21 protein-coding genes are annotated in these 26,130 nt (G+C 50.3%); 9 read left to right on the top strand and 12 right to left on the bottom strand.

Features of this window, described 5'->3' with window-relative positions; all coding sequences use genetic code 11:
- Window positions 1–27: 27 nt before the first annotated feature.
- The 5 genes from trmL to ACLBLI_RS02180 form a co-directional block, all read right to left on the bottom strand.
- Window positions 28–492 (bottom strand): tRNA (uridine(34)/cytosine(34)/5-carboxymethylaminomethyluridine(34)-2'-O)-methyltransferase TrmL, encoded by a 465-nt coding sequence (gene trmL, locus ACLBLI_RS02200; protein ID WP_414829545.1) that lies wholly within the window; start codon window positions 490–492, stop codon window positions 28–30.
- A gap of 278 nt (window positions 493–770) precedes the next feature.
- Window positions 771–965, bottom strand: coding sequence for a hypothetical protein (locus ACLBLI_RS02195; RefSeq protein ID WP_414829544.1), 195 nt, complete (start codon window positions 963–965; stop codon window positions 771–773).
- A gap of 218 nt (window positions 966–1,183) precedes the next feature.
- Entirely contained in the window at window positions 1,184–2,179 is a 996-nt protein-coding gene (locus ACLBLI_RS02190) for an alpha/beta fold hydrolase (protein ID WP_414829543.1), read from the bottom strand.
- A 5-nt stretch (window positions 2,180–2,184) separates the two neighbouring features.
- Complete coding sequence (locus ACLBLI_RS02185) at window positions 2,185–3,528, bottom strand: ATP-binding protein (protein ID WP_414829542.1); 1,344 nt, start codon at window positions 3,526–3,528, stop codon at window positions 2,185–2,187.
- A gap of 11 nt (window positions 3,529–3,539) precedes the next feature.
- Window positions 3,540–4,184 carry a response regulator gene (locus ACLBLI_RS02180; RefSeq protein ID WP_414830884.1) on the bottom strand — a complete coding sequence of 215 codons (645 nt, stop codon included), beginning with the start codon at window positions 4,182–4,184 and terminating at the stop codon, window positions 3,540–3,542.
- Between the two features lie 391 nt (window positions 4,185–4,575).
- Between ACLBLI_RS02180 and ACLBLI_RS02175 the strand changes: the two genes are divergently transcribed.
- Window positions 4,576–5,340 (top strand): Spy/CpxP family protein refolding chaperone, encoded by a 765-nt coding sequence (locus tag ACLBLI_RS02175; RefSeq protein WP_414829541.1) that lies wholly within the window; start codon window positions 4,576–4,578, stop codon window positions 5,338–5,340.
- A 108-nt stretch (window positions 5,341–5,448) separates the two neighbouring features.
- On the opposite strand, the gene ACLBLI_RS02170 is transcribed toward ACLBLI_RS02175, so the two are convergent.
- Window positions 5,449–5,865, bottom strand: coding sequence for a methylglyoxal synthase (locus ACLBLI_RS02170; protein ID WP_414829540.1), 417 nt, complete (start codon window positions 5,863–5,865; stop codon window positions 5,449–5,451).
- A gap of 729 nt (window positions 5,866–6,594) precedes the next feature.
- On the opposite strand from ACLBLI_RS02170, the gene argC reads away from it, so the two are divergent.
- From argC to argA, 6 genes are read left to right on the top strand one after another with little or no spacing between them, the layout of a single operon-like run.
- Complete coding sequence (gene argC / locus ACLBLI_RS02165) at window positions 6,595–7,611, top strand: N-acetyl-gamma-glutamyl-phosphate reductase (RefSeq protein WP_414829539.1); 1,017 nt, start codon at window positions 6,595–6,597, stop codon at window positions 7,609–7,611.
- The gene (gene argB / locus ACLBLI_RS02160) at window positions 7,608–8,399 is read left to right on the top strand and encodes an acetylglutamate kinase (RefSeq protein ID WP_414829538.1); all 792 of its coding nucleotides are present in this window, start codon (window positions 7,608–7,610) and stop codon (window positions 8,397–8,399) included. Before argC ends, argB begins: the two co-directional genes overlap by 4 nt.
- Window positions 8,396–9,307 carry an ornithine carbamoyltransferase gene (locus tag ACLBLI_RS02155; RefSeq protein WP_414829537.1) on the top strand — a complete coding sequence of 304 codons (912 nt, stop codon included), beginning with the start codon at window positions 8,396–8,398 and terminating at the stop codon, window positions 9,305–9,307. The genes argB and ACLBLI_RS02155 overlap by 4 nt, the downstream gene beginning before the upstream one ends.
- A gap of 14 nt (window positions 9,308–9,321) precedes the next feature.
- Entirely contained in the window at window positions 9,322–10,527 is a 1,206-nt protein-coding gene (locus ACLBLI_RS02150) for an argininosuccinate synthase (protein WP_414829536.1), read from the top strand.
- Between the two features lie 10 nt (window positions 10,528–10,537).
- Entirely contained in the window at window positions 10,538–11,920 is a 1,383-nt protein-coding gene (argH, locus tag ACLBLI_RS02145) for an argininosuccinate lyase (RefSeq protein ID WP_414829535.1), read from the top strand.
- A gap of 7 nt (window positions 11,921–11,927) precedes the next feature.
- Entirely contained in the window at window positions 11,928–13,238 is a 1,311-nt protein-coding gene (argA, locus tag ACLBLI_RS02140; RefSeq protein ID WP_218309187.1) for an amino-acid N-acetyltransferase, read from the top strand.
- A 190-nt stretch (window positions 13,239–13,428) separates the two neighbouring features.
- Here the strand turns inward: argA and ACLBLI_RS02135 are convergent, their stop codons facing one another.
- Window positions 13,429–16,041, bottom strand: coding sequence for a TonB-dependent receptor plug domain-containing protein (locus ACLBLI_RS02135; RefSeq protein WP_414829534.1), 2,613 nt, complete (start codon window positions 16,039–16,041; stop codon window positions 13,429–13,431).
- A gap of 397 nt (window positions 16,042–16,438) precedes the next feature.
- Between ACLBLI_RS02135 and ACLBLI_RS02130 the strand changes: the two genes are divergently transcribed.
- Window positions 16,439–17,311 carry a serine aminopeptidase domain-containing protein gene (locus ACLBLI_RS02130; RefSeq protein ID WP_414829533.1) on the top strand — a complete coding sequence of 291 codons (873 nt, stop codon included), beginning with the start codon at window positions 16,439–16,441 and terminating at the stop codon, window positions 17,309–17,311.
- Between the two features lie 271 nt (window positions 17,312–17,582).
- Window positions 17,583–18,134 (top strand): TMEM165/GDT1 family protein, encoded by a 552-nt coding sequence (locus ACLBLI_RS02125; protein ID WP_414830883.1) that lies wholly within the window; start codon window positions 17,583–17,585, stop codon window positions 18,132–18,134.
- A 133-nt stretch (window positions 18,135–18,267) separates the two neighbouring features.
- Here the strand turns inward: ACLBLI_RS02125 and yghU are convergent, their stop codons facing one another.
- The 5 genes from yghU to ACLBLI_RS02100 all read right to left on the bottom strand — a co-directional run bounded on the left by yghU (window position 18,268) and on the right by ACLBLI_RS02100 (window position 26,060).
- Entirely contained in the window at window positions 18,268–19,119 is an 852-nt protein-coding gene (yghU, locus tag ACLBLI_RS02120) for a glutathione-dependent disulfide-bond oxidoreductase (protein ID WP_414829532.1), read from the bottom strand.
- Between the two features lie 236 nt (window positions 19,120–19,355).
- Window positions 19,356–20,324, bottom strand: coding sequence for a DUF4382 domain-containing protein (locus tag ACLBLI_RS02115; RefSeq protein ID WP_414829531.1), 969 nt, complete (start codon window positions 20,322–20,324; stop codon window positions 19,356–19,358).
- A 408-nt stretch (window positions 20,325–20,732) separates the two neighbouring features.
- Window positions 20,733–21,473, bottom strand: a complete 741-nt coding sequence (locus ACLBLI_RS02110) for a substrate-binding periplasmic protein (RefSeq protein ID WP_414829530.1) — start codon at window positions 21,471–21,473, stop codon at window positions 20,733–20,735.
- A 174-nt stretch (window positions 21,474–21,647) separates the two neighbouring features.
- Window positions 21,648–23,339, bottom strand: a complete 1,692-nt coding sequence (locus ACLBLI_RS02105) for an NAD-dependent malic enzyme (RefSeq protein WP_414829529.1) — start codon at window positions 23,337–23,339, stop codon at window positions 21,648–21,650.
- Between the two features lie 57 nt (window positions 23,340–23,396).
- Entirely contained in the window at window positions 23,397–26,060 is a 2,664-nt protein-coding gene (locus ACLBLI_RS02100; RefSeq protein ID WP_414829528.1) for a penicillin-binding protein 1A, read from the bottom strand.
- Between the last annotated feature and the right edge of the window lie 70 nt (window positions 26,061–26,130).

The following is a 26,130-nucleotide window of genomic DNA, read 5'->3' as shown; positions in this document are numbered from 1 at the left end:
GTGATTTATGGTCACAAGTTGTGATATTTAGCGGGCTCCGTCATACCCGAGCTGGCGCCAGCTTTCATATACGAACACGGATACGGCATTGGACAGGTTCATGCTACGGCTGTCGGGGAGCATAGGAATGCGAACACGTTGCGCAGGGGGTAACGCGTTTATTACGTCATCTGGAAGACCGCGGGTTTCCGGGCCAAACAGCAGCGCGTCACCTTTCTGATACTGCACATCTGAATGAAACGCTCTACCTTTGGTGGTGCAGGCAAACACTCTGGCAGGTTGTTCAGACGCAAGATACGCATCCAATGAGTCGTGGCGTTTTACATCGGTAAACTCGTGATAATCGAGGCCTGCACGTCGTACGCGCTTATCATCCCATTCAAAACCCAGCGGTTCAATCAGGTGAAGTTTGAATCCGGTGTTCGCACAAAGACGGATAATATTGCCGGTATTGGGAGGGATTTCGGGCTGATAAAGCACAATGTCCAGCATGGTCGACGCTCAAGTAATTTCGGTGGCGCCAAGCATAGTGTGTTGCGCCAGCACTGACAAGGTAGCAGATTAACTTACGCCCTGTTTGAAGGCCATATACAACAGAGTCGGGATACAACCGACGTTTATCATTGCAGCGGATTTGTACTCAGCAACCCGATATTGCGGTGCGTAACGACACACGCAAACTCTTGTGTACAAGTAACCTGTACTGCGCTAGTTAAGACAACACTGCCTGTGTCCGGTCAATGCTGACATGGCGTGCTTTAAACAGCAAGCTAGCGGCTGACTTGGGCTTTTGAAGAAAGTGATGCAGCCTGTAAGTCGGCAGCGGTCGCCTTCACTCTAAGAATCATTGGAGTGACATTGTCGGGTAACGGTGATGCCGATAAAAACATACCGTAAGCATCGAACAGAGACTGATCGCCATTACGCATTTGTAATGGCATTTTTAATAGTGATAATGCATTCATACAACACCTGAAAAAGCCGTCCGGAAACCTGAGGTTTGAAACCCGAGCATTCCGGCTGTTCTGTGGCGCTGGCTGCGCTCAACAAAACAAACATAGATATTGTTTAAGATGCAGTTCTTGTACCCGCTTTTCACCAACCATGGCGCGTGCAGATTAAATTTTCACGCAGACTTATTAATCAATAAGTTACCGGGAATTCGCTGGGCCTTAGAAAAGACTCAGGCGGGCGCCTTAACCTCGCCAGTGGTGTCACCCTGTAAGAATGACATAGCCCGTTGCAACACAGGGGTGCGTAACCTATCTGATTCGGTGAATAATTCGTGATAGCCGCCATCCACAATATCTACAATCGCGTTCGGCATTTTGGCTGCGACCCGGCGCTGTCGTTTATTATCAATAATTTTATCTTCATCGGCGCTAAACAGCAGAATCGGCAGCGTTAACTCCCCTGCCTGTTGCTCAATCGTATCCATCGCTTCCTGCGCTGCCCGCAGCCATTCAGTTGTCACTCCCCCCAACTGAATGCGCTTGTCTTCGTCGTAGAGTTCGCGGAACAGACGATAACGCACTTCGCTGTGAGTCAGGGTATTAATTGCGTAGGGATACGCGACGTATGGTGTCTGTCCGAAGAAGTAGCCTGACTCCTTTTTACGCAAACGGTTTAAGGTCAGGCCGGCTGAAATCAGTGAACTTGCCAACCAGTCAGGCAACGCAGGCTTCACGCCGAACATAGGTGATGCCAGTACGGCCCGTGAAAACACCTCCGGCGCTTTTAGTAAAGTCAACGCACCAATTGCGCCCCCCATAGAGTGACACAACAAGGTAAGTGGCCCTGAGACCTGCGGCCTGACAATGTCTTTAACGAAGGTCAGAAGATCAGCTACGTAATCGTCAAAACTGTGCACGAAACCATGTTGGGGGTCGTTGGTCATTCTGCCCGACAGCCCCTGTCCGCGATGATCAGGAATAAACACCGCAAAGCCGTTATGCCACAAATCGTAGATCAACTCTTTGTATTTCAGCAACGACTCAATACGCCCGGAACTGATGACCACTGTGGTGTGTGCGTTCTCCGGTACACACCAGGCATAATGCACCGTTACGCCTCCTGCGCCGATAAACTCTCCCGTCGTTACCTGGGATTGCCAAAAGGGATTGATGGTTGTTGCCAGCTTTTCTACCAGCTCGGATTCTGTGGTTACTATCCAGTCCATACTACTTATCCGTTTACAGGAAAACACAAGGTGACGCACAGGCCGCCAGATTCTCCCGGCAAGGCATGTACGCTGCCATCATGCATTTGTACGGCGGCTTTTGCAATTGCCAGCCCCAGCCCTACGCCGCCGGATGTGCGTTCCCGCGCCTGAGAAGGACGGTAAAACGGCGTGAAGATATGCTCACATTCCGCCACTGGTAAACCAGGCCCGTCATCACAAACAACTACAGTCCAGTACTTTTCCGTGATCTCAACACTTACCGTCACTTCAACGCTGGCATAGTGCAGTGCATTTCTGAGTACATTTTCCACCGCCCTGCGAACCATCTCACTGTCGACACAGACGGTGACCTCTGGCAGTGGCGTAATAACCACCTTTTTGTGCATATTGCTGGCTTCAAATTCTGCATCGCTGAAGAGATCCTGTAGCAGCGTGTGAATGGCAACCGGATGGCGCTCCGCTTTGTTTCCTTCCGCGCGGGTAAGCTGCAGCAACTGTCCAATCAACGTGTCCATACGTTCAGTTTCACGTTCAATGCGAGTTAACGTTTCATTATCGATATCCTGTTGCCAGGCAAGGCCCAACGCCATTTGCAGGCGTGCCAGTGGAGAGCGCAATTCGTGAGAAATATCAGCCAGCAGTCGTTGCTGGCCAATCCACATTTTTTCCAGTTGCAACGCCATTTGGTTAAAATCCCGTCCCAGCTGGCCAATTTCGTCCTGACGCTCGATGGCGCCTGATACCCGAGTCTTCCAGTCGCCCTCGGCCAATTCGCGAGCTGCGCGCTGAACCTGTAAAACCGGTTTCACCAAATGACGGGCGAACAAATAGGACAACAGCATCGTAATTAACACCGCTACGACAATAGTTGTGATCAGCAAAGCATTGTTATCACCCGGTCCCTGCGGACGGACCAGAAATAACGCGATATCGCTGTTGCGGTAAGTCAAACGCTGTGGGCCTACAATACGCAAGCCCCTGCTGGTAAGCGCAATGGGTGCTCGCTGTTCAACCAACCGTTTGATGCCCATGCGCTCTTTCGGGCGCAGTGGCGGACCATTGCCCTGCACAATGTCTCCGGTCTCGCGCTCAACTGCCACCAGCAACGCTTTCTCAAACCGGCTGACCCGCTCCAGTATCAGCCGCAATGGCGGCGTCCGTCGGGTTGATGACAGCTTTTCTGCCACCCGTTCCAGTGACGCAATTTCAGCGTCTTGCGGAGTGCCAATTTCGATATTATCAACGAAGGTTCTCCCCACCCAAACCGCAAGCAATGCAGCCACGATGAAAGTTGCCCAAAACCACAGAAAAACCCGGCCAACCACACGGCGTGCCGGATTGATCATGCTAAACGCCCTCATGCAGAAATCTTCATAAGGTATCCGGAACCGCGTACAGTCCGGATTTTCTCATCACTGACTTTGGCAGCAATTTTTTTGCGGATATTGCTGACATGCATGTCGATACTGCGGTCGAAGGCCATCAGCTTTTTGCCCAGCGCTTTCTTACTGATATCGTCTTTGGTCACAAGGTTGCCAGCCTGGATCATCAGCAGTCTTAATACAGAAAACTCTGTGCCAGTTAAGCTAATGCCCTCACCATTTACTTCAACAAGCTGGCGTGTGCTACTCAACATGATCCCATTTACGTAAATATCCTGTTGATGTTGTGCTGTCGTTGTCAGTTCCTGACGACGGAATATGGCTTTTATCCTTGCCGCCAACTCCCGGTGGTTGAAAGGTTTCGGTAAGTAGTCGTCAGCGCCCAGTTCAAGGCCCAGTATGCGGTCGTAATCATCTCCTCTGGCCGTCAACATCAGTACGGGTGTGCTGTGACTTATTCGCAGTTGCTTAAGTACGTCAAACCCATCCATCCCCGGCATCATGACATCCAATAGAATTAAGTCGTAATGCATCCCGGTGGTCGCTTCGTTCAGGCCACTGGGGCCATCATTCGTCACCGCTACCTCAAACCCCATGCCCAGCAAGTAAGCCTGAAGCATGCTGGTAAGTTCCTGATCATCATCAATAATAAGAATGGACTGATTCACTTCCTGTACTACCTTTCCGTGTTTATTCCCTGTGCAGGGATATCGCTGTGTTTCATAAGAAAGACTCTTTAAAGGTGAAATTGTTCATCCAGTTACAAATTAATACCGTTTCGGCGATTGCCGACAAAACCGGACTTATTTGGGAACAGGGTTCTGTATATCCTGACCTGAGAGGTTCTTCCCGCTTTTTGGCCGGGTCGCTACAGTGAGAAGTATAAATCCCCCGGCCGCACGACTTGCCGCCTTTACACAAGCTTTACACTATGCTGACCCTTCTTTGCGTTGACCTGGCATAAGCTGTACACCGTGTTGAGTTGTTCAGCACCATTACAGGAGACGAACAATGAAAAAGCCTATTATTGCAATCATTGCTGGCGTACTGGCAGTAAGCGGTGTTGCCACAGCAGGTCCGATAAAGGGGCCTGGAAGCGGCATGATGGACGTTCTGCGAGAATTAGACCTTACCCGCGAACAAAAGCAGGATATTCGTAACTTGATGCAGGAGCATCGCGAGGATGCAATTCTCAGCGACATTCCCGCCCCAGAAATAAGTCAGTTTGGGACAGATACCGCAAACCTTGATGAAGCCGAACTAAAGGAAACACTGACAGCCCGTGCTGCTGCGTTAAAAGCGGAGCACTTTGAGCGCGCAGCGCTTCGCCACGATATTTATCAGTTGCTGACAACCACGCAGCGCAATACGCTTGAGCAACAGGATATTTCCCGCCAGGAAAGGTTTGCAAAAAGACGGGGGCGCACGGCAGATAACAGACTACCGAGATCATTCTCTGCATTATCACTGACAGACGCACAGGAAACAGAGCTGTTATCGCTTCAGAAGTCCTTTAGCACGGAGTCTGAGCAAAAGCGTGCCCTTCTGAAAACCTTCATAGAAAAGGAAAAGGCGTTAATTCGAAGCGACAACTTTAGTGAGTCAGCCTGGCATGCTCTGGCGGAAAGTTACCAGCAGGATTTCATCAATGCGATGGTGGCGCATGCTAAACACAAAGCCAGCATGATGGCGGTACTGGATGAAGAGCAGAAACAAACTCTCATCGCTATGCGCGAAGAACGACAGCAGCATCATCACAAGCCGCATCGCCGGTAACGGCTAAGGACTTTGCTTTAGCGGCGATGCGTCACTGTTCTGCTTTGTCATACCGAAAGCCGCTTCTGTTCGCAGAGGCGGCGTTATTTAACCGGCTGTCGCTGCGATTTACTTGCCGTAATCCGGTTTCAACGGCTGATAATCTTCTGACAGAAACAGCGGCGAAGTTACCATGAGATCGGCAGTAGCAGGAGTACACGCCACCGGTACATTCCATACAGAACACAAACGAAGCAACGCTTTAACATCGGGATCGTGTGGAGCGGGATTTAACGGATCCCAGAAAAAGAACAGCGCGTCCAGTTTCCCCTCGGCAATCAGTGCGCCAATTTGCTGATCACCACCAAGCGGACCACTTTTATAGCGGGTCACTGCCAGACCGGTGTTTTCAGCAATCATGTGTCCGGTTGTCCCTGTTGCAACAATATTGCACTTTTGCATCACTGTAATGTGATTTTTCACCCATTGCAGTAAGTCACTCTTTTTATGGTCGTGGGCGACCAACGCCACCGTTGCGCTCTTCATTATTTTTGAGTTCCTGTTAATTTGTAAGCGTCAGGCAACGCCACAGTTGTTTTATTTTACGTACCTTGGATAAACGCATTGTTGCGTTACTCACCACGTTATTTGCAAAATAGGGTCATCGTCAACGTACCACTATCATAGCAATTGACTGCCTCTGTTACCTGACAACCAGCTTAGACCAGGGCTAAGAGTCGGGAGGGCAGAATCCACCAACCTCAGGCAGTAACCCGAATGCTACGTGACAATATGGAATAGTTATATGTTTGCATGCAAGTGCAGTTTCAGTTTTCTTTACCCCCTTGTCAACACGCTGTAACAAAGGTCTGATTACATTACCCTGCAGCATCACCTGGCTCGATCAGATAAAATAATTATTTATTTTTATTGCATAAATATTCCATATCAGTAAACTTGCACATGGTTTAGATTTCTTCTGATATTCGACCATACTTTAAGGACACTTTTTGCGAACTTCAGAAGACAGAAACAGGACACAGGAATGACACAGTTAATCGGCTCAACTACAGCTGATAGCAACACACAGGTTTACTCTCCCCTGGCTGGCTACACATTGCATTGCCCGCGACGATCTGGCGCGTATTTGCAGTTGCGGTAGCACACTTTTTACCTTTGTTTTGTGGTAGCGGTTAAGGCTGATGGAGTATGCCCTAGCCAAAATACAAAGGTAAAAAGTGATTTTTTTCACTTTCCTCTTAGTCAGTCAAAATTATGATCAATGTTTCTATTATTGGTGCCAGTGGCTACACCGGCGCACAACTTATTCAATTAGTTCACCAGCATGCAGGCATGAACCTGACGAACACATTTGTTTCCGAGAACAGTCAGGATGCTAATAAGCCCGTATCCGCAATTCATGGCACGCTGGCACATATGCCCTATACGCTTACTCCACTGTCCGACGCCTGGCTGGAAACGCTAAGTCAGACAATGGATCTGGTGTTTCTGGCTACCCCCCATGAAGCCAGCCACGACTGGATGGCGACATTAAGCAGCGGTAAAGCGCGGGTACTAGACCTGTCAGGTGCTTTTCGTATAAAAGATACTGAGGTGTTTAAGACATTTTATGGCTTCGAGCATACTGCGGCGGCGTGTCTGGAAGATGCCGTATATGGCCTCGCAGAGTGGTACGAAAGCGATATAAAAGTTGCCAAAATCATTGCGGTACCGGGATGTTATCCCACCGCGTCCCTGTCGGCGTTAAAGCCACTGGCTGCGCAACAACTGCTGGATAATGCAGTAAGGCCCGTTATCAATGCGGTTTCCGGGGTCAGTGGCGCAGGCAGAAAAGCCAGCCTGACTACCAGCTTTTATGAAGTCAGTCTGCAAGCCTATGGGGTACTCGGCCACCGACATACGCCAGAGATAGAAGCCTATCTTGGCACTCCGGTTATCTTTACCCCTCACCTGGGCAATTTTAAGCGCGGCATTCTGGCTACGGTCACGGTGAAAGTGAAAGCAGGTGTGACTAATGCCACCCTCAGCGACGCCTTTAACACCGCTTATGCCAATTCTCCACTGGTAAGGCTGCGTGACAGCATGCCGAAGGTAGACGACGTTGCTCATACACCGTTTGTCGACTTGCACTGGAAGCTGGATGAAAATTCTGGCTATGCTGTGATAAGCGCAGCGATTGACAATGTGATGAAAGGCGCAGCCTCGCAAGCCATTCAATGTGCCAACCTGATGTGTGGTTTTGAAATAACAAAAGGATTGATAACGCAGTGAAAAGGACGCCTATAGTCATCAAAGTTGGCGGAGCGCTACTGGATGATAAAGCCGCAGCGGCGGCGCTGCTCGACAGCATAAAAGCCGTAATGGAAGAACGCCCGGTGGTGTTAGTACACGGGGGCGGGCCTCTGGTGGAAACGCTGATGGCCAGTCTGGGCCTGACCAGTGCGAAAATTGACGGGCTACGGGTTACGCCTGACGAGCATATGCCATTTATTTGTGGCGCGCTGGCTGGCAGTGCGAACAAGTCACTTTGCGCCATCGCTATTGAGTCGGGCTGCACGCCGGTTGGCTTGTCGCTTCTGGATGGCAACATGGTGTCATGCCAGCCCATGGAAAAAAAATTCGGTGCGGTAGGCACGCCTAAAGCCGAGAACGCATCATTATTAAAATCGATTCTGGCGCAAGGCCTGTTACCCGTTGTCAGCTCTATAGGCAGCAGCCCACAGGGCAGACTGTTGAATATTAATGCTGATCAGGCGGCGACGGTGATAGCGCAGCTTATACAGGGCGAGTTACTCCTGTTGTCGAATGTGGCCGGTGTGCTGGATGGCGATAAGCAGTTACTCAGCGAACTAAGCACAGAAGATATAGAAAAATACAGCCAGAACGGGGTAATTACCGATGGCATGAAAGTGAAAGTCGATGCCGCGTTGCTGGCTGCTAACTCGCTGTCACGCCCTGTCACCATCGCAAGCTGGGGCTCACCGATCCCCGAAATTTTAACAAATACGACGGGCACCCGTGTGTTGCCCGATTCTGACCTGTCAGGAGAAGCGTCATGAAGCAGGATCTACTCACATTTTCCGACTGGACACCTGAAGCCATGCAAAACCTGCTGTCACTGGCAGTAGAGATAAAGCAGTCGCCCGCCAGTTTTGCCAATATTCTGGCAGGAAAATCCATTGTAGCGTTATTTGAAAAGCCGTCTCTGCGTACTCGCGTGAGTTTTGATATCGGTATCAATAAGCTGGGTGGACACATGGTTTATCTGGACAGCCAGGCGGGTAAACTGGTAGGCCGAGAAGACGCTGTCGACATGGCGGCAAATCTCGCGTGCTGGGCCGACGCGATTGTGGCACGTGTGTATTCACACGACACATTACTGCAGTTCAGTGAGGCATCGCGGGTGCCGGTAATTAACGCGTTGTGCGACAAATACCACCCCTGTCAGGGACTGGCAGACTACCTGACCGTATTTGAACAGTTCGGGAAAACCGAAGGCGTGACCATGGCCTACGTTGGCGATGGCAATAATGTGACACATTCCCTGCTGGTAGTCGGTGCATTGCTGGGGTGCCATCAGGTAGTTGTGACACCTGAGGGACATGAGCCAGACAAAGATATCATCGCTCACGCTAAAGCCATTGGTGAGCAAACCGGTGCTACCGTTACGGTAAGCAATGACGTCAGCGCGGCAAAGGGTGCCAACGTCATCTACACTGACACCTGGTTATCAATGGGTGACGACACGCCATTGTCTGCCATTAAAGAAAAGTTCATGCCATATCAGGTTAACGAAGCGCTGATGGCAGCGACAGGTGCTACACATGTGATGCACTGCCAGCCCGCTCACCGCGACCTGGAGATTACCGGCTCGCTGATTGACAGCGACGCCTCCCTGCTGATGCAGCAGGCGGAAAACAGAATGCATGGCCAAAACGCCATTTTAACCAAATTACTCAGTTCCTGAGAGGACAGATTTTTATGCAAAACGTGAAGAAGATTGTACTGGCCTATTCCGGTGGTTTAGATACCTCGGCAATTATTCCCTGGCTAAAAGAGAACTACGGCTGTGAAGTCGTCGCCTTCGCCGCGGACGTAGGTCAGGGTGAAGAAGAGCTGGAAGGCCTGCACGAGAAAGCCATCGCGTCAGGTGCCAGTGAATGCCATATCGTCGACTTAAAAGAAGAATTCGTCAGCGAATACATCTACCCAACGATCACTACCGGTGCAGTTTACGAGGGCGAATACCTGCTGGGTACCTCAATGGCGCGTCCGGTGATTGCGAAAGCACAGGTGGAAGTGGCACGTAAAGTTGGCGCCGATGCACTGAGCCACGGCTGCACCGGTAAGGGCAATGACCAGGTACGATTTGAAAGCACCTTCGCCGCACTGGCGCCAGACTTAAAAGTGATTGCACCCTGGCGTGAGTGGGACATGGTCTCACGTGAAGATTTGCTGGCGTATCTGGCTGAGCGCAATATCAAAACCACGGCGTCAGCCACCAAAATTTACAGCCGCGACGCTAACGCCTGGCACATTTCCCATGAAGGTGGTGAATTAGAAGACCCATGGCAAGAGCCGTCAAAACAGGTCTGGACCATGACGGTGGACCCGGAAGAGGCACCGGATACGCCAGAGCGCGTGACGCTGTCTTTCAACGAAGGCAAGTTGACACACGTCAACGATGAAGCCCTGTCGCCCTATCAGGCGCTGGTTAAGCTGAACACCCTTGCCAGTGCGCACGGTGTTGGCCGGATAGATATCGTGGAAAACCGCCTTGTAGGCATGAAATCTCGTGGTTGCTATGAAACCCCGGGCGGCACTGTGCTTCTGAAAGCGTACAAAGCACTGGAAACCATGGTACTGGATAAAGCTGCGCTGAAATACCGCGAGCAAATTGGTCTGGAATTCTCACATGTCATGTACGACGGACGCTGGTTCACCGCGCTCAATGACGCCCTGCTAGCGGGTGCCGCCTCGTTTGCTCAAAAGGTCACCGGTGACATTGTTGTGAAGCTTTACAAAGGACAGGCAACCGTCACGCAAAGACGCTCACCAAACAGCCTGTATTCAGAAGATTTTGCCACCTTTGGTGCCGATGACGTTTACGACCAGAAACATGCTGAAGGCTTTATCCGTCTGTTCAGCCTGTCCAGTCGGATCAATGCATTGAAGCAACAAGGGTAAGGAGCTACACATGGCATTGTGGGGTGGCCGGTTTGCCGGCGAAAGCAGCAGTATGTTCAAACAGGTAAATGACTCTTTGCCATTTGATCAGGTAATGGCGGCGCAGGACATGCAGGGTTCTGTCATCTGGTCGCGCGCGCTGAAAAAAGCTGGCGTATTGACCGAAGATGAGCAGCAACAACTTGAAAAAGCACTGACAACCATGAAGCAGAAAGCCGAAGCCGGTGAGCTGGATTTTGCTGCCAGTGGTGAAGAGGATATTCATAGTTTTGTTGAAGCCGCGCTGATCGAAGAACTTGGCGATATCGGCCGGAAGCTACACACCGGCAGAAGTCGCAATGATCAGGTTGCTACCGACTTCCGTTTGTGGGTTCGTGAACATGTAGACTCGCTGAAGAAAGATGTGATTGGTGTTATTCGGGCGCTGTTAAACGTTGCCTCACGCCATCAGCAGGCGATTATCCCCGGCTACACCCACCTGCAGCGTGCACAGCCTATTCATTTTGCGCACTGGTGTCTGGCCTATGTGGAAATGTTCAAGCGCGATTTAAGCCGGTTAAACGATCTTAAAAAGCGCATGAATCAGTGCCCCCTGGGTTCTGGCGCACTTGCCGGTACTACCTATCCGGTTGACCGTCAGGAGATTGCCAAAGAGCTGGGTTTCACTTCGCCTTGCCTGAACAGTCTGGACGCCGTATCAGACAGGGATTTCGTGCTGGAGCTGCTATTCACTGCCTCTACCAGCATGATGCACTTGTCGCGCATGGCCGAAGACATGATTTTCTACAATTCCGGCGAAGCCGGCTTTCTGCAGCTGGGGGACACGGTTACATCCGGTTCATCCCTGATGCCGCAGAAGAAAAACCCTGATGCACTGGAATTGATGCGCGGCAAATGTGGCCGTGTGTTCGGATCATTACAGGCTCTGCTGGTAACCATGAAAGGTTTGCCTCTGGCCTATAACAAGGACATGCAGGAAGACAAGGAAGGTGCTATCGACACCGTCAACCAGTGGCATTGCTGCTTATGCATTGCCAGTGAAGTGCTCGACTCTACCGGCTTAAACGAAGATCGTTGCCGGGAAGCCGCAACGCAGGGCTTCGCCAACGCTACCGAGCTGGCAGACTATCTGGTGGGTAAGGGCATTCCATTTCGCACCGGTCATGATATCGCCGGGAAAGTTGTGCTGCTGGCAATAGACAAAGGCTGCGCCATTGAAGAGTTACCACTTAACGACTTGCAGTCTGTGTGTGACAAAATTGACGATGACGTCTACCCAGTACTGCAACTGGAATACGGGGTAAATCAGCGGAATATTTTGGGTGGCACGAGCGCCGAAACAGTGACCAAAGCACTGTACAAGGAACTCGAGAGTCTGGATAAATTAGGATAAGGCGCACATGGTGCTGGCACATCACGACGGAATTAAGTTATTCAGAAGCTCGCTTCCCTACATCAACGCCCATCAGGGGAAAACCTTTGTGTTGATGTTCGGGGGAGAGGCGATTGAGCATCCCAACTTTCCTAACATCATTCATGACATCGCCCTGCTTAACAGCCTCGGGGTACGTGTGGTGGTAGTGCACGGTGCCAGACCGCAAATCGATCAGCGCGTGGCACTTCGCGGTATTGAAGGGCGTTTCGAAGAAGGGGTGCGGGTTACCGATAAGCAAACCCTCGAATGCGTGAAAGATGCCGCCGGTTCGGTGCGCTCGCAAATTGAAGCGCTGATGACCATGGGACTGCCTAACTCTCCCATGCACGGTTCTCAAATTCGCGTGTGTTCTGGAAATTTAGTGGTTGCCAAGCCGATGGGTGTCCGTGGCGGTATCGACTTCGAAAATACCGGACAGGTTCGTCGAATTGACACCACTGGCATAAACGATCACTTAAACGATGGCTCGATTGTGCTGTTATCGCCGATGGGCTATTCCTCTACCGGTGAAGTGTTTAACTTGTCTCACGAGGATGTAGCGACACAAGCTGCCATTGCACTTAAAGCCGATAAGCTGATTGTATTTTCCAACTTTGATGGCATTTTTAATCGCGATGGTAAACTGCTGCGCACCATTGAACGCCCGCAGTTAGAGCAGCTTATTTATCAGGGTGATATTACTACCGAATCGACAGTGTTAAGCGCGCTGACCACCAGCGTCGCCGCCGGCATTCCTCGCGCACATTGCATCAGCTATGAGAAAGACGGTGCGCTGTTGCAGGAGCTGTTCACTCGTGATGGTGAAGGGTCGCTGGTGATGGAGCACCACTATGAACAGTTACGCGGCGCCACCATTGAGGATGTGGGTGGTATTCTGAATCTCATCAAACCACTGGAAGAAAGTGGCGTGCTGGTGAAGCGCTCCCGCGAGCGTCTGGAAAGCGAGATAAACCAGTTTATTGTGATTGTCAGAGACGGCATGATCATCGCCTGCGCAGCGCTGTACCTCTACCCGGATGACGGCTGTGCAGAGCTTGCCTGTGTGGCTACACATCAGGATTACCGCGGGAAAAACCGCGGCGAGCGTATTTTAGATGAAGTTCGTAAACGTGCAATGGATGCCGGTATCAGCCGCTTATTTGTGCTTACCACGGTAACTGCGCACTGGTTTTTAGAGCAGGGCTTCGCCCCAGCAGATATCAGTGCGTTACCTGCGGTAAAGAAAGAATTATATAACTTTCAGCGAAACTCGAAGGTATTTACGCTGACGCTGTAAGGGCGGGTGAATTGCCGTAATGCTTAGCGCGTTTACTTCACACTTCTGACTGAGGCTTCATATAGCCTCAAATGTCATGGTTACCTTGTTATCTATCCTTCTGAATACAAAAAATCCCCGCTACGCTAATAGCGGGGATTCGTATTATCAGAGCAGGTAAACATTGCCTGCTCATAAGCTTACTGCACTATCAGAAGCTGTATGTTGCCTGCAGATACATAAAGCGTCCCTGACCACTGTGCACCGTATTTACGAAACCATAAAAGTCATGATGACTGTATGGCGGTTCTTCGTTAAACAGGTTCGTTGCGCCAAGTGTCAGCGTTGTGCTTTCCAGGCCCATGTAGGTTACTGTCGCATCAACGGTGGTCCAGGCATCCACGGTTTTGTTGCCGAATCCAGAGTCAGCGTCACCAGAGAATTCACCGACGTAATTCACTGCCAGCGATGCAGCAAAATCATCCTGAGCCCAATCCATGCTAGCCGTCCAGCGCACTTCAGGTTGCTCAAAATCACCGGCTTCCGCATTCAGACGTACGCCGCCATCTGCATCAGGGCGATACTCTTCATACTCCAGTACATAGTTCATCACAAACCCGAAACCGAATTGTCCGTAAGATGATTCCAGGTTGTAGTTCACATCCAGGTCGAGGCCTGAGGTTTCCAGGTCGCCCAGATTCTGGAATGAATCGAAGACCTGTACCACCTCACCCGGATCGCCTTCAATACCGGTAGGAAGACGCTCAACCACGTTAGGATCATCACCGAAATTGCTGAATACGAACTGCGTATCTGCATCAATGATGTTGTCGATATCGTAGCTGTAGTAGTCCAGAGACAAGTCGAGGTTATCTGAGAATTCGTAGATAACACCTAAGTTGTAACTGCTGGATTCTTCAGGCTCCAGGTCCGGGTTACCTTCAAATACTGCGGTGTATTCCATAGGATCACATGCCAGTCCAACCGCTTCACAGCGAACGGTATCGACCAGGTTCGGTGACTCATCAGTACGACCCAGGCCAATCTGGTGGAGTGACGGTGCACGGAACGCTGTGCCGTAAGAACCACGAATAGACAAGGTATCTGTCGGTGTCCATAAGAAAGACACTTTGGGATCCGTGGTGGTACCGAAGTCGCTGTAATCTTCATAGCGAACTGCCAGTTGCACTTCCAGCTCAGATAGCACCGGCACACCTAACTCGGCAAACACTGCCGTGCTGTCACGTGAGCCATTAGCCTGCGTGGCCTCAGTGCCGAACACTTCACCACGTAGGAACTGCTCATCCGGATTATCGCTAATCTTCTCTTCGCGATAGGTGGTTCCCACCGCTAACATTACGTCACCAGCATCCAGGCTGGCCACAGGGCCGGAAGTCACAAAATTCAGTGCGCGGTTAGTTGACTTACCTACACGGGTGGTGGTGGTTTCAATGTAGTCCAGCGCTTCCTGAGAGTTTTGTGAAGGTTCAAACGGATTCCACAGTTCATTGTCGATAGCTTCCTGAGTGCGTCGTGAGTTAGGGAAACCGTCTACACCGCGTTCGACAGACTCACTCTTGATGTAATTGTATGACAGCTCCCAGGTCCAGCGATCCCACTGTCCCTCAAAACCTAAAATGGTGCGATAGTAGTCTGAATCCACACGTTTTTCACGGTTACCGATATCCACTGTACGGCGACGCATGGTCAGGTCCTGACCGAAGAACGGATGGGTAGGATCGTCGGCAAATGGGTGGAAAGCGTTGTCGCCTGACATAAACAGCTCGTTGAAGCTAGGGCTACCTGCACCGCGTACGATCGACTTGGAGTTTTGTCCGTTTAATTCGACAAACGCACTTAAGTCCTGATTAATTTCGTAACGACCCATGTAGTTGAAGCTGAAACGTTCCGCATCCGGGATCATGGTCATATGCGGAGCATAGTCATACAGGCACAGTGCAGCGTCGCGGTTAATCTGATCTGCCGGGCAGGTGTCCTGACCAAACTCATCGATAATGCGGTTAGTGGGGTCGGAGCGCAGAGCAATGGTGCCGGGAATACCCGCTGAGCTGCGGAAATCTACCGCATCGGGATCGTTCGGACGCAGGGCTGTCTGGTTTGCAGAGCGAGAATAGGCGCGATCAGAGTACATGATTTCTTCACGATCGAAGTAATCAAGGATAAACGTATGACTGGCTTTTTCTGAGGTGTTACCGAATACCAGACTGATATTCTGCTCTTCGCCTCCTCCGTCAGCGGTATCACCCACTTTGGCGGACAACTCGAGACCTTCAAAATCGTCTTTCAGTATAATGTTGATAACCCCGGCGATGGCGTCAGAACCATAAGTAGCAGAAGCACCGTCTTTCAGAATATCTACTCGTTTGATAGCGGCAAGAGGAATGTTGTTAATGTCGACAAACGCGGTATCAATGCCCTTTGCAAACGGTGAAACAGAAACCCGGCGTCCGTTAACCAGGATCAGTGTGGAATCTGCCCCCAGGCCGCGGAGTGAAACACTTGAGCCACCGTTCGCGGTATCATCAGAGCTGTTCCCCTGAGTAGAGAAAGTGCCCTGCCCTGAGATAGGCAGTTTGGCGAACAGGCCGATAAGATCGGTGACGCCGGTATCGGCGATATCGCCGGCGTCGATTGAGGTGATGGGTGATGGGCCTTCCATGTCAGTCCGGCGAATGTGCGAGCCGGTAACCTGAATTTTTTCGATTTTCTCGCCATCTTCCTGAGCAATTACGGGCTGAGCGCTAAGCGCCATGCTCACTGCCAGAGCCGGGACGGCCAAGCGGAATGTGTGCTTCATTATCATATTATGTTCCCTGTTATGTATTTTACTTACTTGGTGTTATCCCTTGCACAAGTCTCTCCTGCTGCGGTAGAGCGGTGGTTATCAGAGGCCTTAAAACCTCTTCACAGCCAGGCTAATAAAAGACACTTGCGCAGCGGACAAGTAAATAGACAAATGTCATTTCTCAATCCTCTATAAAAAAGTAAAAAAAATATTGGAGACAACGAGTTACCAAAAAATCATGAGCCAGAATATGATCAGGCACGGACCCGTATCCTACGGGGAAGCAATTCACTCGAAGCCCGGTCACATGCCATCAGGTGGCCAGCGCAATTACCCACCACTTGATCGCGCGCGGCTTGTCTTACTGTGCAAAGTACGATTAACTGGTAAGACCAGGAACATGTTATGAAATGTTATGCATCAAGAAATTACGCTCGTCTGTCAGGATGAAGTTCCTCTGGCAGCCACATTGTTCGTTCCGGACTCCCCTAAGGGCGCAGTGATGATAGGCCCGGCAACCGGCATCAAACGGCAGTTCTACTATAATTTTGCCAGTTACCTGTGCGAGCAGGGGTTTGGAGTAATCAGCTTTGATAACCGGGGGATCGGAGAATCGTTACAGGGCGACATTAAGGCCTCTTCTGCAAGCCTGGTATTGTGGGGAACCCAGGACATGCCTGCGGTATTATCAGCACTACAGCAACGCTTCCCTTCTGTGCCACACTTTTTAATGGGACACAGTGCCGGCGGACAACTTGCAGGTTTAATGCATAATGCCACTGAACTGTCAGGCATGTTCAACTTCGGAAGCTCCTCGGGCAGCTTGCGCAACATGGCGATGCCATACAAAGTGAAAGCCCATTTTTTCATGAACGTCTTTATACCGCTGAATAACCTGATATTCGGGCATACCAAATCTCATTTAGTGGGTATGGGTGAGCCACTTCCTAAGCAGGTAGCCCGGCAGTGGCAACGTTGGTGCAATGGACAGGGATACGTTAAAACGGCGTTTGGCAATGAAATCAGCCGTCACTGGTATAACGATATCGACTTCGCCTCGCACTGGCTGCTTGCCAGCGATGATGATATTGCCTGCGAGCGCAACGCCCGCGACATGTTAAGTGTCTACCCGAATATGCCAGCTGAGCTTGAGATCATCGTACCTGAAGAGCATGGTCTGACTGACATTGGCCATATGAAGTTTTTTTCCCGTCAGTGCCAGTCACTGTGGCCAAAAGCCACAGCATTTTTTGAAAAGCAATTACCTCCTGCAATTTTAGCAGGCTGATCACTGGGTTAGATGACAATGCCGGTCGTTGAAAATAGCCGGTTTACCGCAACTTGCAGACAGCATTACTGCGCCAAGGTATGATATCGGCGTCCTTCGGGGGAGTAGCTCGCCTGCGTCAGCAGGAAAGCGCGTCAACATAGTTGTGCGAAAACGGCACATGGCGCGTTTATACTTTTTTGAAAGTATGAGCAAGACCTGAGGCACAAGACATCCCAATATGGCGGGAGGATGTGTTGTGTCTTTGGTTAACATCCCGCCGGTAATACTCATGGACGCATTTCTTACTTCTACAGCGGCTGTTACACTTGCAGAAATTGGTGACAAAACCCAGTTGCTTACGCTGCTTCTCGTCTCCCGGTTTCGAAAGCCTGCTGCACTGATCCTCGGCATACTTACCGCAACACTCTTAAACCACGCATTATCCGCCTGGCTGGGTCAGGTTATTGGCTCATTTTTGTCTCCGCAGACCGGCGATCTCATTCTTGGAATAAGTTTTATTTTGATGGGGGGCTGGCTGTTAATACCAGATAAAGAAGAAGGTGCCCCCAGCCGGTTTGACCACCTGGGGGCTTTCTGGGTTACTACCATTTTGTTTTTTCTTGCAGAAATTGGCGATAAAACCCAGGTTGCTACCGTGTTACTGGCAGCGGAATACCAGTCAGTGTTGTGGGTCACAGCAGGAACTACATTGGGTATGATGCTGGCTAACTTACCGGTTATCTATTTAGGCCAGAAGCTGCTGGACATCACGCCGGTACGCACAGTTCAGGTGTTTGCCTCTGTGCTGTTTATTGTACTGGGGCTGGTCACTCTCTGGTAGCCACTGCGGGCGGGCCCGGCAATACCACAAAACATCGATTTCAGTTGATAGCGGCGAAGAAAGCTGTAGCAGCAACCCGTTACACTAAAAAAGGAAGAGTACAGTTGGTCCGTACTCTTCCCATAAGAACCTGTTAGCCTTTCAGCGCCTTGGTCACATCCGCTTTACTGTGACGCTCTTTTAACTGCGCATCGTCGCCCCAGGTTTTGTTAACGATAATGCCCCGTTGCACAGCCGGTCGCTCGGCAATTTGCTTAGCCCAGCGCTGCAGATGCTTATATTCATCGACCTGCAAAAAGGTGGCGGCATCATAAAGCTTTCCCAATACCAAGCCGCCATACCAGGGCCAAATCGCCATATCGGCAATCGAGTACTCATCTCCAGCCATGTACTCGTTAAACGACAAATGCTTATCCAGAACGTCCAGCTGACGCTTGGTTTCCATTGTGAAGCGGTTTATCGGATATTCCATGGGGTATGGGGCGTAGTTGTAAAAGTGGCCGAAGCCGCCACCCAGGTAAGGGGCAGAGCCCACCTGCCAGAATAACCAGTTACGACACTCCGTTTTAGCGATAAGGTCGTCTGGCACAAAGCGACTGAATTTGTCAGCCAGATATTGCAGAATGGACCCTGACTCAAATAACCTGATTGGCGGGTTTTGGCTGTGATCCATAAGCGCCGGGATCTTCGAGTTCGGGTTGGCACCAACAAAGCCACTTGAAAATTGATCGCCATCACCGATATGTATCATCCAGGCATCATAGTCTGCGGCTTTTTCACCAGCCTCAAGCAACTCTTCAAGCATAATCGTTACCTTTTGACCATTCGGTGTAGCCATCGAATATAGCTGTAAATCATGCTCCCCCACTGGCAAAGCCTGCTCGTGGGTTGGACCGGATACTGGCCGGTTTGTCTTTGAAAACTGACTGCCGTCGTCTTTTTCCCAGGTCCAGACTTTAGGGGGGGTGTAACTGCTCTTACTCATATCGATAGGCTCCTTTACGTTTTCGCAGAATACGCGTTATGTGACATACCTATACGTAAAACGCTGGATGAGGATTCAAGAAACAGACAGATGGTCAAAAATTTGCTGGCAACGTCATTTCGCACTACTGATGCATGAATTCATTGTGGGTAGATACAGATACAAAAAAGCCGACTCAACAGAGTCGGCTTTCCGTAATAAAAGGCGGGCATTCCTTTGTCCGCAAACTGTTACACTTACTCAATGGTCAGTGTTGTTGTCTCAAGTGCCGTGACCGTTGTTTCATCAGCAGTCATCAGCATAAATCCGTCTTCTTCGTCTTCATCAGTCTCTGGCTCATCGAAAGAGGCCAGGCACGAGAAAGACACCGTGTAGTCTCCGGCAGGTACAAATCCAACCACAAACTCATACTCCTGCGACGTTTCGTCAAAGGTAACCGGAGCTATGGTGAACGGACGAATTTCATCATCATTTTCCGACGCATCAGCATCGTCGCCGAGCATTGTGGCATCCAGGCCATTTCCTTCGTATACATAAACTGCATTACCAGCGTAAGGATCAGCTTTCGCAGCACACTCCGGAGCCAGTACCAAAGCCTCACTGACCGTGCCAGATAAGGTGCCGACGGTGTCATTCTCAACAAGGCGAACCCCACGTGGCTTCAGAAATACCGCTTCTTGACCCTGCGGGTCGACCAGACTCTTGCGCAAGTCGAATTCGACAGTATATGCAGCCTCAAAACCTGGCAACGCTGTAAAACCGTCCAGTTTTAACTCATTACTCGGAACGCGTAATGGATAAGTCCCGTCATCCATTACAATGTATGAGTCTTCTGTTACAACCAGTCTCAACTGACTGTATTCCCCTGCGGCAATCTCAGTGTCGTCAACGATGGGCTCAAAGGCCTCACCCTGCAGTTGCAGCAAATCAATCATCTTAGGGTTGCCGTCTTCATCCTGAACATTAATTGTCACAGGCTCGCCGTTACCGGTAAGTTCTACTTCATCGAAATACACGACAACTTCAGAGGCGTTATCTACCGGCGCATCTGAAACTGCAAGCGAAAACTGGCTGGTTGTAGGTTCAGGAGTAGTATCATCATCGCCGCCGGAACTGCCGTCACAAGCGGTCAGTGTTGCCAGTGCGGCCATAATTAACGAGGTTGAACAGGCAGTTTTAAACTTCGAGGTACTTCTAATGCTCATACTTTTACTCCTTACTACATTGCTTTTGCAGTAACACGTATCGTGCCAACCATTTATAATGTTTAATTTTCAATACCTTACTTGATTTAATGGAATAAACTTAGCAGCTAAGAGCGCGAAGATGTTGCTAACAGGCAACACTTTTTTACAAAATAAAAACAGCGCAACATCATTGTTACCTGAAGCGGAGAAATCGACAGTTATCAACTTACTGTCTGACCATTGAAAGCAGTGCTATACACATCTTCGCACTTTTTTACTACGCTCTGGCCTGAGATTGCACCGCAAGTGGGTGACGCTAATCATCAACACCCAGGCCCAAAAAGGCTATGGAGATAGCCCCAGAGGACAGGCTGAACATTGTGCTGTTAGAAATAAAGCAATAGGTAGAGAAGATGCAAAATCAGATTAACAGGAAGGAGAGATATCAGGCATCGGCGTAGCCCAGCCGTCATAGATGTCCACGAGGTCACCGGAGCAATACAGCGTTTTAATGCCGTTCTCAAATAATTTGCGAAGTAATACTCCCTCGGTGGTTCTTGCGAACAAAATATAATGAGGTTCTACTGATAACTGTCCAATGGCGAAATCACCCGGTTCGTAAACATTGAGGCTTTTCTCCATCGTAGCGGCCATCCGACTGCTGGTGTCAATATAGTAATCTATGGGTCTGGTGCCAGAGATAAGCAATGAAAACGCTTCCGCGGAGCTGTCCACTGCCATCCCTTCGAGGAAGGGATAACGTCGTGTCAACGCATCGTTTTTCAGAGCCGGCCAGACGCCAAATAATCCTTGCAGGCCCTCAACCCCGTCCGACAGATCTATGCGTGCTACGCGATACATGACCAGCTCAGACTGATTGATAATTGGATAGTAAGGCACAGCAAAGTCCTGAAGTGACGGGGTCGCGCCAAGCAATTGTGCCTCGCCATCCAATAGCATTTTCTGCGCCCGTTTCAGGGGAAATTGTTGGTACAGGATCTCATATCCCAGAGGTTCATAAATCGCGTTGAGAATATCGAACATGAGGCTTTTCCTGCTTCGCGCAGGTTCATCTGCTTCCCAGTCCGGGGATACCCAGACTAACGGTTGCGCACCGACAGGAGATGAAAGTATCAACACTGTCGCCAGCATGATTAGGCGTTTCAAGCTGCTTGCTCCTCTTGTTAATTCCTCAACAACAAGCTCAGCAACAGAAAATGAGGTGAAATAACCGGGACCGGTCAAAGAGCAACCAGTGTAACGTCTTTTAAGTTTTTGTGAAAGAAATTCGATGCTAAGGGAGGAGATCCGGCAGCATAGCAAAATGCCGCCGGCTTACAGCTAAATACTTACTCGTTTGTAAGGACGATATTCCGCACTCCAGAAATTCTTCTCAATGCTGTTTCGTAGTGCATCGTCAGACATTTCCAGTGCCAGCTCTTGTTGCATCGCCACCTTGCCAACGGCAAACGCAATTTGTTTACTCAACTCTGCGATTTCTGTGAGTGGAGGTAATAGCGCTCCAACCCCGGTATTTGCAAGCGGTGAGGCATTGGCCAGGGCTGTACTTGCCGCCATTAACATCTCATCGCTGATAAGGCGTGCTTTTGTGGCTATAACACCAAGGCCAATGCCCGGAAAGATATAACTGTTGTTGCACTGCGCTATCGGGTAAATCACCTCATTGAACTCAACCGGTTTGAACGGACTTCCTGTGGCAATCACCACCTGACCGTCGGTCCACTCGATAACCTGCTCTGGTCTGGCCTCAACCTGGCGTGAAGGATTACTTAACGGAAAAATGATTGGCAGTGAGTTATGCTGCTTCATAGCCCGCACTACCTGCTCGGTAAATAAGCCAGGTTGCCCGGAGACACCAATAAGAATGTCAGGCTTCGCACAGTGGACGGCGTCGAGCAATGACGCGTAATCGCCACTGAAAGTCCAGTCCGCAATATCTGCGGCAGACTGCTGAAGCTTTTGCTGGAAATCACGAAGTCCTTCCATGCCTTCGGTTAGCAGACCGAATCGGTCGATCATAAAGACCTGCTTTCTCGCTTGTGCGTCTGTCAGACCCTCGTGAACCATTTGCTGTATCAACATCTCGGCAATGCCGCAACCTGCGGATCCTGCGCCAACAAATACCACTTTCATGTCTGACAACTTACGCTCGGTTGTGCGACAAGCGGCCAGGATCGTGCCCAGTGTCACGGCCGCAGTACCCTGAATATCGTCGTTAAAACAACAAATTTTATCGCGATACCGCCCCAAAATTGGCATGGCATTAGGCTGTGCGAAGTCTTCAAATTGAATCATCACTTCCGGCCAGCGACGCTTTACCGCCTTGATAAACATATCGATAAATTCATCGTAGTCTTCCTGGCTGATACGCGGGTGACGGGCGCCCATATACATCGGGTCGTTCAGCAGCTTTTCGTTATTGGTACCGACATCCAGCATCACCGGCAACGTGTAAGCAGGACTGATCCCGCCACAGGCGGTATACAGCGATAGCTTCCCAATGGGGATCCCCATACCACCAATGCCTTGATCACCCAGGCCGAGAATGCGTTCGCCGTCGGTCACAACGATAACTTTCACTTTTCGCTTGGTAGCGTTGCGAACGATATCGTCGAGCTGATGGCGCTCTTCCCAGGACACAAACAGGCCACGTGAACTGCGATAAATGTCTGAGAACTGCTCGCAGGCGTCGCCAACCGTTGGCGTGTAAATAATCGGCATCATTTCGTCGATGTATTTCTGCACCAGGCGGTAAAACAGGGTTTCGTTGTTATCCTGTATGGCGCGCAAGTAAATGTGTTTGTTCAGCGCATCATCAAACGTGCTGTATTGCATGTAGGCACGTTCTACCTGTTCTTCAATGGTCTCATAGCGTGGCGGCAACAAGCCGGTCAGGTTGAAAGCGGTGCGCTCTCTGGCAGTAAAGGCGCTGCCCTTATTTAGTAGTGGCGTCTCCAGCAGAGACGGCCCGGAATGAGGAATATAAAGATATCGTTTTGACTCTTCTGACATTGATTTTCCGAATATATTTTCAGGCAATTGTAGTGCCTGAGCCAGCTTTTGCGTAGGTTAGAAAATCTCTTCTGGCTCAGGTGTTTCGGTTTCTTCTTCATCGGCAGGGTCTACCACGTCATCGTCACGAACGTAGACATTCGGTTCGGTACCCTGAATAAAATATTCGAATAGTGTCGTATGGTCTGTCCTTCTGGTCAACTTCCCACTGGTACGATCAATACGAACACGCACAATATCTTCAGGGATCGGCATTGGGGTTTCAGGTTTATCTGCCAAAGCAACTTCCATAAACCGGATCCATGCCGGGCCTGCTGCTTTGGCACCATCCTCGGTGCCAATCAGCGCATTACCTATCCAATTGAACTTCTCTGGATCACGGTTAATCAGGTTCTGGTTTCGGGTTGCCCGTCCCAATTGGCGGTTCATATCATCAAAACCTACCCACGCTGTGGCCACAAGATCTTTTTGGAATCCACTAAACCACGTGTCGCGGGAGTCGTTAGTCGTACCGGTTTTGCCGGCGATATCTGTTCTTTGAAGAATGTTGCGGGCCCGCCAGCCAGTTCCCAGCCAGTAGGTTTTCTTACTCCAGTTGCCGTTTGCACGCACGCCGGTTCGCATCATTTCACCCACCAGAAAGGCATTTTGGGGAGAAATAACCTGCGGAGCAGACACTTTCATGTCTTCATTTTCGCTGGTAACCACGCCGTTTTGGTTGAGCTCAGCAGCAAGGCGCGCCTCAATATCATCTACCGGGATTTCTGTTTCCTCTGTCGTGGTGTCATCGGTACACGGGTCGCATGCCCAAACCGGCTGGGTTTTCCACAATAATTCCCCCTGCTCGTCCAGCACGCGGTCGATGAAGTGCGGGCGGACCAGAAAGCCCCCATTGGCGATGACAGACATACCACGCACCACTTCCAGCGGGGTGTGAGAGCCAGACCCGAGCGAAACCGTCTCATCAAGTGGAATGTCGTCGCGATTAAAACCAAACTTCGTGAGGTGATCGGCAGTTTGTTGTAAGCCCACGCCGCGAAGCAAACGAACAGAGACCACGTTTTTCGATTTACCCAGCGCCACGCGCATTCGAATTGGGCCATCGTATTCCGCCGGCGAATTCTGTGGTCGCCAGGCTACACCGGTTGCTGCATTCCATTGATTAATCGGGGCATCGTTAATAATAGATGCCAGCGTATAGCCATTTTCTATCGCCGCCGAATACACAAAAGGTTTGATATTAGAGCCCACCTGGCGCTTCGCCTGTGTCGCCCGGTTGAACTGGCTTTGATAGAAGCTGTATCCGCCGACAACAGCCTGTACGGCACCATTGTGTGGATTCAGCGCAACAAATGCACCACTGACTTCCGGCATCTGCGCCAGTCGCCAGGCTCCTTCCTGTTTACGAATATAAATAACTGCGCCATCAACCAGAATGTCGCTTGCGGTCTCAGGCTCATTCCCTTGCCGGCTGTCGGTGATATATTCGCGTGCCCAGTCAAGTCCTTCCCATTCAATCGTCCGTTGCTCGCCGTACTTATCCAGAGTATCAATGGATTTCTCATTAACCTTAAGCACTACGGCGGGCATCAGCGGTTTAATCTCATCATAGTCAGCCAACGCGCTTACCATGGCTTCGGTGTCCCATTGGTCTCTCAATGCAGGCCGTTGCTGATCTTGCTTGTCGGCCTCGTCGACATTCTCTGTGGTACTTTCAGACCCGGCATCAGGGTCTGCGGGTGCATTCCAGAAATAGTCCAGTGGCCCGCGATACCCGTGACGTTCATCGTAATCATGAAGGTTCCGCACTACAGCGTTTTGCGCTGCTATCTGCAGGTCGGAAGGCGCTGTGGCGTAAACCTGATAGCCACCGGTTTCTGCCTCTTCTTTGCCATACACCTCAACCATTTCAGAGTGAATGAGGTCGGCGAGGTAAGGGGCGTCTACTTCAATTTCGGCGCCATGTTTGCGAGCAGAAACAGGCGCGTTGGCCGCCTCGTCAAATTCTTGTTTGGTGATAAAACCTTCATCCAGCATTCGCATCAAAACAATGCGGCGACGCTCAACGGAACGATCTGGTCGGCTGATAGGATTTAGTACGGATGGTGCCTGAGGAAGTCCGGCGATGGTCGCCAGTTGCGCAAGATTAAGATCTTTCAGCGGCTTGCCGTAATAGACCTGGGCGGCCGCGCCGAAACCAAAGGCGCGATGTCCTAGCTCTATTTTATTCAGGTAAAGTGCGAGGATTTCATCTTTGGTCAGTTCCTGCTCCATATGCAGGGCGATAAAGATTTCTTTTATCTTACGAATGTAGGTTTTCTCACGTGTAAGAAAGAAGCCCCTGGCAAGCTGCATGGTTAGCGTACTCGCACCCTGTTGCTTTTCACCGGTAATCAACAAATTTACGCCTGCCCGAACGATACCGATAGGATCGATACCTTTATGTTCATAGAAGCGACTGTCTTCGGTGGCTATCACAGCATCAATAAGTTGCTGCGGCACATCCTCAAGTTCTACCGGGATCCGCCGTTTAACACCATACTGAGAGATCAATTTTCCATCATGCGTGTAAATGCGCATGGGAGTTTGCAGACGAACATCCTTCAGAACAGTGACGCTGGGCAGGTCAGGTTTGATATAAAAATAAATACCTACGAGCGCAGCCGTTCCTAGTACTCCGAGGACGATTACAATAAAAAAGAGGGGTTTAATGTACTTCACGAAATAATGATACCAAGGCAAATTTGCCAAAATGACTTATATTTTTATACGTATGTGTCGTTAATAGAAC

The sequence above is a fragment of the Alteromonas sp. H39 genome, from assembly GCF_047556435.1.
GTDB lineage: Bacteria > Pseudomonadota > Gammaproteobacteria > Enterobacterales > Alteromonadaceae > Alteromonas.
Note: the sequence above shows the minus strand (reverse complement) of the source record. Positions and strands in the feature narration are given on the sequence as shown.